The sequence below is a fragment of the Bacillus sp. sid0103 genome, from assembly GCF_019219025.1.
The window spans coordinates 1-13,375 of sequence record NZ_JAHUWN010000029.1; the positions used below are offsets into that span (position 1 = coordinate 1).

Consider the following 13,375-nt stretch of genomic DNA (forward strand, 5'->3'; position numbering starts at 1 on the left):
ATTTGCTTCGTATTCTTTGAAACGTACATTTGTATTAATTAGGTTAATTATTGCATATAAGGGAATATAATTAGCCTTTGCTCCAGATGAGTAAAGGCTTTTTTTGACGAATTTCTTCTATTATATACTGTTACAATTTCGTACTCCCTAACTAACTTAGAACATCTACACAGATTAAAATTTCGGCATTGCCTCAACAGCATTAGCCAAGTCACTATAGGAATCTTTTATATATCGTGCTGTGGTTGAAATGTTACTATGACCGGCAAGTCTTCTCACTTTTTCAATGTCATTATTGGTTGCTATTAACATCCATTTGCAAAAGGTATGCCTGAACATATGTGGAGTAAGCCTTTTCTGGGACAAACTGTAACTTTCAATCATATTCTGGATGCCTCGAACTGTAAAATGTGGGGACCACTGGCTATAGAACACATATTGCGACTCTTCTACATGCTCTTTCTTGTTTGACATTTCTGCTCTAAAAAGTAACCAGTCGTACAGTTCCTGCCACAAGGTATTGGACTTAGGCACCGTCCGCAGTTTTGCCCTTTCCCTAAAATTCGAATTCGCTTTAACTCCATGTCTAGAGTAAATTGGAGAGTTCATCCACCCTCAAACCAGCATACGTCAACAAATAAATAATCGCTCGATCTCCCCGGTACTTTTCCTCAGGCTCCACTCCCCTGCTTTTAACCGGAGTCTTTCGCGATAGCCGGGAATTTTCCATGCCTTTCGGTACACTTTCTAAAAGTAAATAAACCAAAAGAGGGGAACTTACCCCTCTTTCCTTTCTGAACTTCTTCCATCATAGACTCGATCCACTCGATGGCTTCTTGTTTGCTGCTGAAATCAAACGATACATTTACATTTTTAAGGGTTACTGCTTCAGTCAAATCTAAACATCCTTTGAGATTAATATAAATCGTAATGATCACTAATAAAAATAGTAACCATTACGATTTAATATGGCAATAATTTTTCTTATTGGTAAAATGGTATCCAAAACAAATGAAAAATTTAAACAAGAAAGCCAAGAAAAGATATTCTTCTTTTCTTGGCTTTCTTAGGGTTATTCTTTAGCTAATTACGACTTTAGTGTTGTATCTTATATTATCATAAATCCACTTTGCATCAGGAACAGCCAGCCGTACACAACCATGTGATGCCTTATGCCCTAACTTCATTACTTCACTTTGTATCACATTTCCGTTCTTGTCCGTTGCAACTGAATGAAATAAAAACTCCCCATGATTTTTCCATGAAACCCAGTATTTTGCTCCTTCTTTTTCTTGTTCATTATAAAAGCTTAGCCCTCTCTCCTTTTGAATATAAAAGGTTCCCTCGGGTGTAAAGGTATCTGAATTTTTGTCTAAACCGGTAGAGCATATCATGGTATAAATAATTTTATTTTCTTTCATAATGTATACTCGTTGTTTCTCTTTAGAAACTTTTATCCAAATTGGATCATTGGACCCTATTAAAGGATAAGCGCCTCCAGTAGGCATTAACCAGTTTACAGGTTCCGCCTTGTTATCATTTTTTAAATGTTGATTGATTTGTGCAGCTGATTTTTTATCTGACGGCAAATTAAGCATACTGCATCCATATAGCAAAATAAAAGTACCTAATAAAAGCACTAAACCTTTTAGGAATAAACGGGATAATACATTCATCTAATTCTCTTCTTTCTTAATTAAATAATAATTCTTTAAATATTAAAATATATCATTAACAAATAAAAGAGTCTTTTTTCGGTTTCTTTTAATATTAGCCTTTTATACTTTGGGTGTTGCCTTTTCCTATTCCAACTTTCCCATATCCCATCAATGTCAGCATTACTATAACCATAAATAAAAAGAATACTGTTTTTTTAACAATTTGATCACCCTCACTTAAATTCTTGCATCACCACTGTCTTCCCGGATCGCCTGCCATAGTATTAACGGTACCCCTAGGGTAAAGTACGGAGTAGTGGTCCATTACCGGGTCCTGATTGTTATTTGAAGGCTGAGGAAATACTAACAAAATCTTGTATTCCGAACTTACAACATACCCTATAATTTCCTCAACATTACTTTTTGCATCATATGCCGGAGTTCCATATGCTTTCTTCACCATAGAAAGTGATAATTCATTTAATTCCTTATCAAAGGATCTCGCCTCGAAGATCTGCTCCCCTTTATTGAAGCCAAATACCACATTGTATTTCGAAAATACAGCATAATTCCCTTTAGCCCTAGGTACCCAATCGACCTTATCCGGATTTCCAAGCTTTTTCTCTGCTTCATCTATAACTGTGGTTTTAACAGGAAACTCAGAATTTATGATTTTACCCTGCTTTGCCAAGTACATAATACTTGCAAGAAGCTTTCTCTGAATGCTCTCTTGAGATGATGAAGCAGCAGAATTGTTATTCGATGCTGACGATTGGCTTGTATTGTCTTGTGTTGTATTGTCTTGTGTTGTATTGTCTTGTGTTGTATTGTCTTGTGTTGCATTGCTTGGTGTTGCTTGATCTTGCGATGTTTTATCCACTGACGGAGTAGAATTAACATTAGAACTATTTGTACCGCTGTTGTTATTTGGGATAACCCCTGTACTGACTGATTTAATGGTGCTTGAGCAGCCTACCATAATTGTAAGAAATACAGCTAAAACAGCACATATTGCCGAACTTTTTTTGAATCGTGTAATCATAATAATTCTTCTTTTATTGGATTTACTTGCAAATCCTAATGCCCCAGTAATGCCCTTTTTTTCTGAGAATAATCTAAGCATATTGATCATAGTCTGACCGTATTTTTTGACTTCTTCTGTCTTTAAGGTGTTGAGGACAGCCGCATCACAAGCCAGCTCACAGTCTTGTTTTATCTGATTAAGTGAATACCAGATTAAGGGATTGAACCAATATATTGCTTTAACAAACATAAGCAAGGTGTTTACCGCTAAATCCTTGTTCCTAATATGAGTTAATTCATGGCTGAGAATAAACCTAAGCTCTTCCGGGGTTAATTTGTCTATAAGCTCCTCTGGAATTAAAATTTTAGGACGTATCACCCCGTAAACTGCAGGCGATTTCGAGAAATTATTATAAATAATTTCCACCTTCGAATTTACTTTTAGCCTTGATTTTTCTGCTTCAAGAATTTCAATTAAGTCTTCTCTTTCACAGCTTGAGCACTTTTTCAATTTAGCCATCATCAAGATATTTACGCATAGAATAAACAGTAAAGCTGATGAAACACCTATTATCCACAGCACCGCCGCAGTATCATAATTAAATATAGCCCCTTTAATACTAGGATCAGCTAATGCCTTACTATCTTCTTTAGGCGGTGTATTTCCGGTTTTAATAGTACTGTTTGATATTATGTTAGGAACATATTGCTCTGCTATAATATCAAGTTTCTTCTGCTCATTTGGAATAAAATTCAGCAAGCTTATATGACTTTGAATGCCTATTGGCAGAATTAGCCTAAGTACAAGCATAAACCAAATATAATAATGAAGCCTTGCGCTAAGCTTTTGTCCAAAAATTGCCTTAATGGCAAGTATCCCTAAGGCTAATATACTGCCCATAAGTGACAGTAATAAGACTTCTTTAAATACTGCAGATAAAACCATGCTTCAATACCTGCCTTTTACTCATTAATTTTTTTATTAAGCAATCTTTGAAGTTCTTCTATTTCCTTTTCAGAAATCCTCTCATCCTTTATAAAATTGGCGAGCATAAGGTGGAGAGAACCATCGAATACCTTTTGGATAAACGACCTTGTTTCTTCCAGTACACAGTCTCTTTTATCTACCAAAGGATAAAACTCATACTGAGGCGTCTCCTTATTCACACCTAAAGCTCCCTTTTTTACCAGTCTGCTTATTAATGAATGAATTGTTTTCGGACTCCATTCCGTATTAGAACTTAATGCCTCTATTATCTTCGCAGCAGTTAATGGAGCTTCTTCCCATAACACCTTCATTACTATCCACTCTGCATCAGATATTTTGCAATCTATTTTCTTCATCTTTCTTCCTCCATCCTACATATGTAATCCATATTTACAGATTACGCTTGTAGGATGGTATTGTCAATAGCTTTTTTGCCTACAAAAAGTATTCAGGCAAAGCCTGCTGGGACGCGGGTTTATAGCGTGCTTATAAGTGTGCTTACTTTTTTCAAAATCCTTTGGAAATGTGCTACGAAAAACTACAGACCCTTGAGCCAGTGAGGTTTAAAACGTGCCCATATTTAGGCTTACAGTCTCCCCGGGTCCCCTCTTCTAGCCTTCCGGCGTCGCCTCCTTCTAAACATATTTTTAAATCCATTTTGTTATTGAATCCAGGACATTATGGATAAAAAAAAAACCTCGAGTTAACTGTCTCAGAGTCGATTCTCGAGGGTAGAAATAAAAGGGGCTTTCTCTATATAATTGACTTGCCTTCTTTAATGTAACTCAAACCAATTTAGCACGAAGCGTTCAAAGTTATCAGGCGGTTATAGATGTAACATAAAAGGTAAAGGAAATGTATTTTACTGCTTAGTTTGATGATGAGTGATTTACATAGAAAAGCAGTATCATTGTTTTTTCGGACAATTTGTGTGAAGACTTTGTCCTCTTTAATAATTCCCCCTATATACTAACCTATGACTGATTTTGTTATCTTCAATCATCCATGACAACTTGTCCTCATTATCATTCACTTCATTTTTTTGTAACACAAAGGGCTGCTAGAGTGGGGTATTTTGGTTAAAAAATAAAAAAGACAGACTCTTAGTTTAGAGTCTGTCAATATTCGCCTATTATAATTTAAGCTTTACGTACGTTTGATGCTTGAGGTCCACGTTGACCTTGCTCAACGTCAAAAGTCACTTCTTGACCTTCTTCTAATGATTTGTACCCTTCGCCTTGGATTGCTGAGAAATGAACGAATACATCTTCTCCACCTTCGCGTTCGATGAATCCGAAGCCTTTTTCGCTGTTAAACCATTTTACTTTGCCTTTTTCCACCTTTTGTTGCCTCCTAGTGCGATAACACATTGTACTACTATCCTTGCTCTCAGTGATCATCAAGACGAAAAGTTGAACTTATACAAATCCTTTACACCGAACAAAAATAATTCTTTTAAAGAATAGCACTTTTCGAATGTGTTTGCAAAGATGCTTACTATTAACTGTTGGATTAAGACTACGAATACATAAAAAAAGAGCGGTGGAATACAGAATATCCCTATATAGTCTTTCCAAGTAAAGGAATGCTTTCTTTTTTCCGAGAGGACTTGGAAGTTTTTTTACGTTTACCATTTCCCCCTTTTCCTCCAAATTCCCTATTTCCTTTATAGTTTCTCCTTTGTTTCTCTTGTACCTTTACTTTAGACTTATTGGCATATCTCGGTGCCTCGGAAGTTAGCTCCACAGGAATATCCCTCTGTTCCTTCGACAACAATTTCAAGGCAATTGAAACTAACGCTATCGAATCGTATTGTTCGAGCAATTCGCTTGCTGCTTGTTTAAACTGTTTGTATTCCTCCTCTTCAACCAATTGAATCATCTTTTCTATTGCGGCTCTCTGTATAGACTCCCTTGCCTCTGCTACAGTCGGAATTGATTTACGCTGGATCTTTCCTTTAGATGCTTTTTCAATACTGTGAATCTGTCCGATTTCCCTCGGTGTAGCAAATGTAATAGCTAACCCCGTCTTACCAGCTCGCCCCGTTCTACCGATTCGGTGAACATAACTTTCCGGGTCTTGAGGAATGTCAAAATTGTAGACATGGGTAACCCCCGATACATCAATTCCTCTCGCAGCCACATCGGTCGCAACTAAAATATCAATGTTTCCCTCACGAAATTTATTCATCACCACATCTCGCTGTCGTTGATTTAAATCTCCATGCAACCCATCAGCAAGATACCCTCTTTTATTCAATGCATCACTTAATTCATCCACACGTCTTTTTGTTCTTCCAAAAATTACGGCTAATTCTGGGTTATCCACGTCAAGCAAACGGCAAAGCACTTCAAATTTATCTCGTTCATTAACCTCATAAAATATTTGCTTTACCGATGGAGAGGTAACTTCCTTCGCTTTTATTTTTACTAACTCCGGATCGTTCATAAACCTTTCCGCAAGATTTTGAATCGGTTTGGGCATTGTTGCAGAGAACAGCAAGGTTTGTTTTTCTTCAGGGGTCTCTTTGAGGATTCGTTCGATATCCTCCAGAAAGCCCATATCTAACATTTCATCAGCTTCATCCAATACCACCACTGAGATGCGATCTAACTTTAGCGTTTTACGTTTAATGTGGTCCAGAAGTCTTCCAGGTGTTCCCGTAATAATGTGTGGGACCTTTTTTAATGCTTTGATTTGGCGATCTATTGACTGGCCTCCATAAATAGGGAGGGAAGATATGCCCATGTATTTCGAAAGCCGATTGATCTCTTCTGAAACCTGAATAGCCAATTCTCTTGTCGGTGCAATTGCAATCGCCTGAACATATTTTTTGCTCGTATCCACTTTCTCCAAGATTGGTATGGTGAAGGCAGCTGTCTTTCCTGTACCTGTTTGCGCTTGACCAATAATGTCCTTCCCTGTCAAAGCTATGGGAATGGCTTTTTCTTGAATAGGAGATGCTTCTTCAAATCCCATATCCGCAATCGCTCTTTGAATAGGGGCACTAATACCCATTTCATGAAATGTTGTCATACTTCAAAAACCCCTTCTATGTGTTTACTATTTTTTATATTGAACTAAATTACTTGATGAAATGCACATATGTATTAATTTTTACAAGCTAATTAGGAATGTAAAGGCATCCACCCTCGCTTACAAAGAATTTCTTCTTAATAGCAAATAGAGTTGCTCTAGTCATAACAAATGCCAAGTACTCTATGGTTTTTCTATTTCCAAACATTCCAAACAAACAGTGATTCCCATCCCTTTCGTAATAAATCAAAAACTCCTTCCTACGAGTTCAAAAAAACATTTATTTTATTACAGCTTAGATTTCTATCTTCTTAATTAAGTTCGTTAGATGGGGTTTACTGCTTTACTGCTTGGGTAAACATTCAAACTATTTTTATCCAGTCGGGAGCTTCATTTTATCCATGATGGTTGAAATATAATGTCTTACCACCCCATTGGTGCTCCTAGTTTGGTATGGTAATAAATGGATGAAAAAAAGAGCAGTTATCAACTACTAACTACTCCTCTATCAGGGTTCCTTATTCTTTATGCTAATGATCTAGTTAGATGTAGGTCTCTTCCTTGGGTTAAACCAATCCTTCAACTTGTTTTTCAAGTAATCCTTTAAAAAAATACGTTTTTTTCTCTTTTTATCACGATTTTTCATGGAAATCATCACCCCAATTTACTGAATAGAGTGGTTCCCCTTATTATACCTCAGAAAAAGATTCAAAAGAATTTCCCTGTAGACAATACAGACGAACTTATTTAACTGCTTCTTTTAATTCCTTGCCAGGTTTAAAAGCTGGAATCTTAGAAGCAGGAATCTGAATTTCTTCCCCTGTTTGTGGGTTACGGCCTGTTCGAGCTGCGCGCTCACGTACTTCGAATGTCCCGAATCCAATTAACTGGATTTTCTCCTCCTTAGCAAGTGCACTAGAGATGGTTTCAATCAACGCATCCACAGCTTTTGTGGCATCTTTCTTGGTTAGCTCCGCTTGAGTCGCAACAGTATTTACTAATTCTGTTTTATTCATATTCAAACACCTCGTCTTTTTATTAATGGCTATTATGTAGAGATTACAGCATATCATATATTTCCTATCTTTCTCATAATAAAATTAGATAAAGGGAAAAGAAATCCTTTTTTTTAAAGAGATTATTACATAGATTTGATTGGAAGATTGTGTTTAAGTGCCAAGTAAATATCTTTCTTTCGCGAAAAAAAGCTAGCTTCTTTTTTTCACTCTAGAGATTGGGTTTATTTCCAATTCCGACAGAAGCGTCCAGTTCATTGCAGTTTACCACCTTTGGTACAAGCCAGTATGACTTTTTGCTTATTAAATTTTAAAGAATTGGTAAGAGACAAAGGAAAATCTTTCACATCTGGAGAAAATTTCTTGAAGGTATTAATACAGAAAATAAGATTCGTATGTTCTTTCCGAATATAAAAAGTTGGATGAAATCATGGGAAAATTTGGATACGTGTTGCTTTGGAATAAAGTTTGATCAAAAATATCTCACAAACCAGCATTTTACGATAATTAAAAAGAATCCATTTTGAAATAATATTAATCAAAATGGATTCTTTGTCAGCAGATCTAAGTTTCGGTTTTATGAAAAAGTTTGATTATTTAGTATGGTATTGCTCGGAAAAGCCGGAACCGACGAAACGAAAGAAATTCTTAGGACTGTTTTAAATGTGAAAGGGAGATTCCTCTTGGGGAATCTCCTTTTTTTACAGTAATAAAGTAAATCATCATTCCATAATATCTATTGGGAGGTGGTGAATTTGAACGAGTATCAAAGACTTGAAAAAATTATTAAAATTACAGATGGAATTTCATCTCAAGTTACGGACAAAGATTATGATAATGATATTTATAAACTAAAAAGGGCTTTAGATTTAACTTCCCGGGCATTAGGAATGTTTGCTAAAATGGAAAAGCAAAAACTCGATGGTGAGATTGATATACCTAGTTTGACATATATTGAAGCAAGATTGTGTACCGCAATATATTATGTGATGAATCCTACAAAAGATGGTAAAGTGATTGATTCACCAAAACCATCGAAGAACAGCGAATAGCATCCTTCGGGATGTTTTTTATTTTGGTTTGAAATAAAAATATTAACTTCACCCGTTCCGTGCATGTCCCCAGTCGATGACAGGCTGGCTGCATTTCATAAGAATTTCCTTGTGAAAGGGATTAGGATAACGAACTCATACTCCGGCGAAGTCATCGGAAAAAAAATTTAGATTCGTGTTTGCCAAATCAAAATAACTCGCTACACTGAAGGACTGTAAAGAAGAATTTTTTTTGGGGATATAGGGAGTAAGCTTCGAACTATTTAGTTTATTTAAGTAGGAGGTTGGAGTTGAAAATATTTCCAGATGGGTTTTTAAAAACGGTTGCCTTTTGGACAAAGAGTGGATATAATCTCTTTACCTCTATTAAATGGGCACATTTTCCAAAGAAAGGAGGCTGCCGTTATGATGGATTGGGCATTACTCATCGCAACAGTAGGTGGGACCACTTTTTCGGGAATGCTTTGGTACTACGCGTACCAGGAACGGCATAAACGAAACAATCCGCCAAGCCGAAAAGGCAAGACGGACCGTCACGTAGGGTAAATCAAACTTTTTTCTTTTTTGGAGACCATATTTGGGAAAATAATACCGTTCCTAAAAAAAGTCTATTAATAAGCGGCAACAAGGAAAATCTGTTCTACCTTTGTCCCGTAAACGGTGGTAGTTTCACCATCGATTTTGTATTCTACGGAATCAATCGAAACGGTCCAACCTATATACTGATGCAACGATTTTTCGAATTCCCATAAACAAAGATGCTCCAAAGCAAAAAACACCAGGCCTTTTTCCGTTGTATCAGACGCCTAACAGAAATATTGCTGTACCTTTTTTCTCCATTTTCTGTATAGTTGATGGTGATTTCAACTTCTTTAACGGCTGACATTTAAAGAATTCCTCCTGCAGATTCTAAATGGAATCCTCGATCGCGGCTAGGACTTCCTCGTTTGCTTAATAAGACTCATCCTTCCAATCGATTGAAATTCTTGGTTCATCGGAACCTATTGCTTCTGTCGCCCTGACACTTACAATCTTATACAATTCAACATCGCTGTTATAAATCTCCTGAAATTCTTCCACAATCCAAATGACAAGGTCAATATCGATTTCAGCAAATTCCACCTCATTTCCATGTTCAGCTTCATCATATCCATAACCGATTTCGTCGTTTTGAAAAAAACGTTTTTCTATATGTTCCTCTTTTCTTTTTGGATTCCTAAGTGAATCCGTTCTTTTTTAGATAGTTAGATTAGCAGCCAAAACAGGTTATACCAGTAACTGGTATAACCTGTTTCTCGTCAATATTGACCTTATTTGCAGCTCATGTCTTGAGAAGATTAAGTTGTGGTAGCGTCGTCAGTGAAAAAGTGACAAGTACGATCTGAAAGAAAGGGCTCTAGTCCTTTCTTTTAGCCCTTAGTTCGTCTATTTATACAATTTTTTGTAATGTTTTAGGGGGTTTTGTCATATGTATTCCAATTATTTAAAATTTTTTGCATAATAATAAATGCGATGAAACTACAATTTATCGAATTAAACAGTTAAAGAGAATCAGGGGAATGTATGATGGTTATCGAGATGGAGGAACTAGAGGACCGGATCAATCAGATGAGAAGGACGTTGATCCTAATTGCGGGGAACACTGGATCGGAATCAACGAGAACTGCGGGAACTTGTACGCTATCGTCGAAGTATTATTGAAGAACGAGCTAGACAGCATAATAGAATTCAAAAGGTTCTAGAAGGAGCCAATATTAAACTAGGTTCGGTTGTTTCTGATATCATGGGCGTTTCATCAAAGGATATGCTTCGAGCAATTGCCGAAGGTGAAGATGATCCTAAGAAACTAGCGAACTTCGCTCGTCGAACAATGAAACGAAAAAAAGAAGAACTTGAATTGGCACTTCAGGGCTACATTAACCCTCACCAACGCTTAATGTTAAAAACGATTTTATCTCACATTGATTTTCTTTCTGAGCAAATTGAAATGTTAGATCAAGAGATAGCTCAAAGAGTAAGCTCTTATCAGGATGATATAGAAAGACTTGATTCAATTCCTGGGATCGCCACAAGAATGGCTGAACAAATCTTAGCTGAAATTGGTACCGATGTTGGAAATCAATTCCCGACTGCCGCACATTTATGTTCATGGGCAGCCTTAGTCCCCGGACACAATGAGAGCGCAGGTAAAAGGAAATCTAGTAGATCTAAAAAGGGAAATAAGTATTTAAGATCTGCATTAACAGAAGCAGCTCAATCAGTAAGAGGGTCAAAAAACTATCTGGGTGCACTGTATAGACGCACAGCTGGAAGAAAAGGAAAGAAAAAGGCAGCAATTGTAGTCGCCCATGCGATGTTGCGAATCGCATATTACCTTCTAACCCGAAAAGAAATGTATGTCGACCTAGGCGAAGATTATTTCGATAAACAAAGACAAGTCTCTATTGTACGCCATTCGGTTCGAAGATTAGAAAACTTAGGCTATACTGTGACAATTTCCGAAGCATCCTAATCCACTATTTGTAATCCATAAACATCTCTTGATCAGGCGCCCCACTCTTTTTAAAAAAAAAAATGAATGAGCTGCGTCTATTTAAGTATTGCCTTCTAACCGAAGTTACAGAAGTTAATTTTCATGGTAGTCGAATAAGGAAAAGTCCTACCTCAACACCCCCATCTTTAACATAAGCAACCAGTTTAAGAAAGATTATCAACGGCTTTAACGTTAAAAAAAAGAAAAGGCATATTCAATAGTTGAATAAGTCATTTTGAAAATAATTTATTTTTTACGAAATCCAAATACAACAGCAATTAATGACAGGGCTACGCACCAATAGATAAAATCAACGGAAGTGAATTAGATTTATCAGTAGCAGTTGTTATGCTAACAGAAAACATGGAGCTGGACAATTCTGGAAGATAAAATTTTTATCCTTAATAGAAAAAACTACGGAGACTATTTTCTCCGTAGTTTTTAGTAAAGTTCTTTTCATTCTGGAATGGTTTAACGGATCCCTTTCATAAAGGTTTGCATTTTTGGTGAAAGAGCAAATAGAATGATTGATAAAACAATTGATACTACCCCAATAGTTCCAAAGTAAGCCATTTCGTTTTGCGGTGTGTAAAATTTAACAAGTTGAGCATTGAGTGCCTGGGCAGCAGCATTTGATAAGAACCATAGACTCATCATTTGAGCTGAAAAGGCCGAAGGTGCTAATTTTGTTGTGGCTGATAATCCAACAGGTGACAAGCATAATTCACCAATAACACAAATGAAGTAGCTTAATACAAGCCATAATGGGTTAACAAGTGCATGCGTGCCGCCAATCAAGGCCGGTACAAGAATCACGACGAATGACAATCCTGCGAACAATAGACCAAATGAAAATTTCTGTGTATATGTCGGCTGTCTGTCACCTAATTTTACCCAAATCCAGCCAATAATCGGTGCAAAAACGATAATAAACAATGGGTTTAAGGACTGGAACCAAGCTGGTGAAATATGCATTCCAGCAAAGTCTAATTGTGTCCGCTTATCGGCAAAGTTTGCCAAAATGGTTGAACCCTGTTCCTCAATCGACCAGAACATAACTGATGCGATAAATAGTGGAATATAAGCAATCAGACGAGAACGCTCTTCTTTGCTTGTTTTCGGGCTGCGATACATAGTAAGGAAGTAAAGGATTGGAATCACAAATCCCAAGATTCCTACAAGGTTAATAAATGATGAAATGGTTAAAGTGCCAGTTGAAACCACAACTGCAATTAATACTACTAAAATTAGTGCAACTACAACAATTTTGGTGAAAACTTTTTTCTTTTCTGCATCTGGCAGCGGATTGGCAACAAAGGTACCGGCAAGACCGAGATTCTTTTTCTTTGTAGCAATATAAACTACTAACGCCAAGAACATACCAATTGCAGCAAGCCCGAAGCCAAGGTGGAAATTATACTGCATTCCAACTGTACCAACAACTAATGGTGCGACGAATGCGCCAAGGTTAACGCCCATGTAAAAAATACTGAATGCAGCGTCGCGACGCGCGTCATTAATATCATACATTTCCCCTAATACTGTAGAAATATTTGGTTTTAGAAATCCAGTACCGAGTACAATCAGTACCATCGAAACAAAAAACATCGTCATGCTTCCAGGTATCGCTAGAGCAATATGCCCGAACATAATCAATATACCGCCGTATAGCACGGCTTTCGATGTTCCAAATATTCTGTCAGATAGCCAGCCTCCAATGATTCCGGACATATACACTAATGAACCATATACCGAAGCAATCGCAAGTGCTGTTTGCTGATCAATTCCTAATCCGCCTTTTGAAACTGAATAATACATATAGTATACAAGGATTGCCTTCATACCATAGTAGGAAAATCTCTCCCAGAATTCAGTGAAAAATAGCGTAAATAATCCTTTAGGGTGGCCAAAAAAGCCTTTTTGCGGAACGCTTTCCACAATTTTCTTTCTATTTAAGCCCACTTGTGAAGCGCTTTCCACAAATTTCTCTTTTCTCAAAGTAGACATATTAGACCTCCTTGTTTGTACAATACTTTTGTCATTTATTTCCACTTTTCCTTTTGTGTAAT

13 protein-coding genes and 1 pseudogene are annotated in these 13,375 nt (G+C 36.8%); 3 read left to right on the forward strand and 11 right to left on the reverse strand.

Features of this window, described 5'->3' with window-relative positions; genetic code table 11:
• Positions 1-174 precede the first annotated feature (174 nt).
• The 8 genes and pseudogenes from KW850_RS25485 to KW850_RS25520 form a co-directional block, all read right to left on the reverse strand.
• Positions 175-709 (reverse strand): annotated as a pseudogene (locus KW850_RS25485) (tyrosine-type recombinase/integrase); the annotation flags it as partial.
• Entirely contained in the window at positions 693-896 is a 204-nt protein-coding gene (locus KW850_RS25490; RefSeq protein ID WP_218350570.1) for a hypothetical protein, read from the reverse strand. The pseudogene KW850_RS25485 and the gene KW850_RS25490, both read right to left, overlap by 17 nt.
• Before the next feature lie 183 nt (positions 897-1,079).
• Complete coding sequence (locus tag KW850_RS25495; RefSeq protein ID WP_218350571.1) at positions 1,080-1,676, reverse strand: L,D-transpeptidase; 597 nt, start codon at positions 1,674-1,676, stop codon at positions 1,080-1,082.
• A 232-nt stretch (positions 1,677-1,908) separates the two neighbouring features.
• Positions 1,909-3,627 (reverse strand): M56 family metallopeptidase, encoded by a 1,719-nt coding sequence (locus KW850_RS25500; RefSeq protein WP_218350572.1) that lies wholly within the window; start codon positions 3,625-3,627, stop codon positions 1,909-1,911.
• 17 nt (positions 3,628-3,644) lie between these two features.
• Positions 3,645-4,025 carry a BlaI/MecI/CopY family transcriptional regulator gene (locus tag KW850_RS25505; RefSeq protein ID WP_218350573.1) on the reverse strand — a complete coding sequence of 127 codons (381 nt, stop codon included), beginning with the start codon at positions 4,023-4,025 and terminating at the stop codon, positions 3,645-3,647.
• A 783-nt stretch (positions 4,026-4,808) separates the two neighbouring features.
• Positions 4,809-5,009 carry a cold-shock protein gene (locus KW850_RS25510; protein ID WP_218350574.1) on the reverse strand — a complete coding sequence of 67 codons (201 nt, stop codon included), beginning with the start codon at positions 5,007-5,009 and terminating at the stop codon, positions 4,809-4,811.
• 220 nt (positions 5,010-5,229) lie between these two features.
• A complete protein-coding gene (cshA, locus tag KW850_RS25515; RefSeq protein ID WP_218350575.1) occupies positions 5,230-6,705 on the reverse strand; it encodes a degradosome RNA helicase CshA in 1,476 nt (491 codons plus the stop codon).
• A gap of 743 nt (positions 6,706-7,448) precedes the next feature.
• A complete protein-coding gene (locus KW850_RS25520) occupies positions 7,449-7,721 on the reverse strand; it encodes an HU family DNA-binding protein (RefSeq protein ID WP_218350576.1) in 273 nt (90 codons plus the stop codon).
• A 755-nt stretch (positions 7,722-8,476) separates the two neighbouring features.
• Between KW850_RS25520 and KW850_RS25525 the strand changes: the two genes are divergently transcribed.
• Together KW850_RS25525 and KW850_RS25530 are read left to right on the forward strand one after the other, a co-directional pair.
• Complete coding sequence (locus KW850_RS25525) at positions 8,477-8,773, forward strand: hypothetical protein (protein ID WP_218350577.1); 297 nt, start codon at positions 8,477-8,479, stop codon at positions 8,771-8,773.
• A 405-nt stretch (positions 8,774-9,178) separates the two neighbouring features.
• On the forward strand, positions 9,179-9,319 hold the full coding sequence (locus tag KW850_RS25530) for a hypothetical protein (protein ID WP_218350578.1): 141 nt from the start codon (positions 9,179-9,181) through the stop codon (positions 9,317-9,319).
• A 65-nt stretch (positions 9,320-9,384) separates the two neighbouring features.
• Here the strand turns inward: KW850_RS25530 and KW850_RS25535 are convergent, their stop codons facing one another.
• Together KW850_RS25535 and KW850_RS25540 are read right to left on the reverse strand one after the other, a co-directional pair.
• Positions 9,385-9,540 carry a hypothetical protein gene (locus KW850_RS25535; protein WP_218350579.1) on the reverse strand — a complete coding sequence of 52 codons (156 nt, stop codon included), beginning with the start codon at positions 9,538-9,540 and terminating at the stop codon, positions 9,385-9,387.
• A gap of 184 nt (positions 9,541-9,724) precedes the next feature.
• A complete protein-coding gene (locus tag KW850_RS25540) occupies positions 9,725-9,895 on the reverse strand; it encodes a hypothetical protein (RefSeq protein ID WP_218350580.1) in 171 nt (56 codons plus the stop codon).
• 508 nt (positions 9,896-10,403) lie between these two features.
• Here KW850_RS25540 and KW850_RS25545 point away from each other — a divergent pair.
• Positions 10,404-11,285, forward strand: a complete 882-nt coding sequence (locus KW850_RS25545) for an IS110 family RNA-guided transposase (protein ID WP_256358452.1) — start codon at positions 10,404-10,406, stop codon at positions 11,283-11,285.
• Between the two features lie 492 nt (positions 11,286-11,777).
• Here the strand turns inward: KW850_RS25545 and KW850_RS25550 are convergent, their stop codons facing one another.
• Positions 11,778-13,313, reverse strand: a complete 1,536-nt coding sequence (locus tag KW850_RS25550; protein WP_098934504.1) for a peptide MFS transporter — start codon at positions 13,311-13,313, stop codon at positions 11,778-11,780.
• Positions 13,314-13,375: the final 62 nt, after the last annotated feature.

What these genes read in the sequence shown, in the direction of transcription:
- KW850_RS25520 (WP_218350576.1), bottom strand. Translation starts at nt 7,721, where the DNA reads ATGAATAAAACAGAATTAGTAAATACTGTTGCGACTCAAGCGGAGCTA.
- KW850_RS25505 (WP_218350573.1), bottom strand. Translation starts at nt 4,025, where the DNA reads ATGAAGAAAATAGATTGCAAAATATCTGATGCAGAGTGGATAGTAATG.
- KW850_RS25500 (WP_218350572.1), bottom strand. Translation starts at nt 3,627, where the DNA reads ATGGTTTTATCTGCAGTATTTAAAGAAGTCTTATTACTGTCACTTATG.
- KW850_RS25495 (WP_218350571.1), bottom strand. Translation starts at nt 1,676, where the DNA reads ATGAATGTATTATCCCGTTTATTCCTAAAAGGTTTAGTGCTTTTATTA.
- cshA (WP_218350575.1), bottom strand. Translation starts at nt 6,705, where the DNA reads ATGACAACATTTCATGAAATGGGTATTAGTGCCCCTATTCAAAGAGCG.
- KW850_RS25550 (WP_098934504.1), bottom strand. Translation starts at nt 13,313, where the DNA reads ATGTCTACTTTGAGAAAAGAGAAATTTGTGGAAAGCGCTTCACAAGTG.
- KW850_RS25530 (WP_218350578.1), top strand. Translation starts at nt 9,179, where the DNA reads ATGATGGATTGGGCATTACTCATCGCAACAGTAGGTGGGACCACTTTT.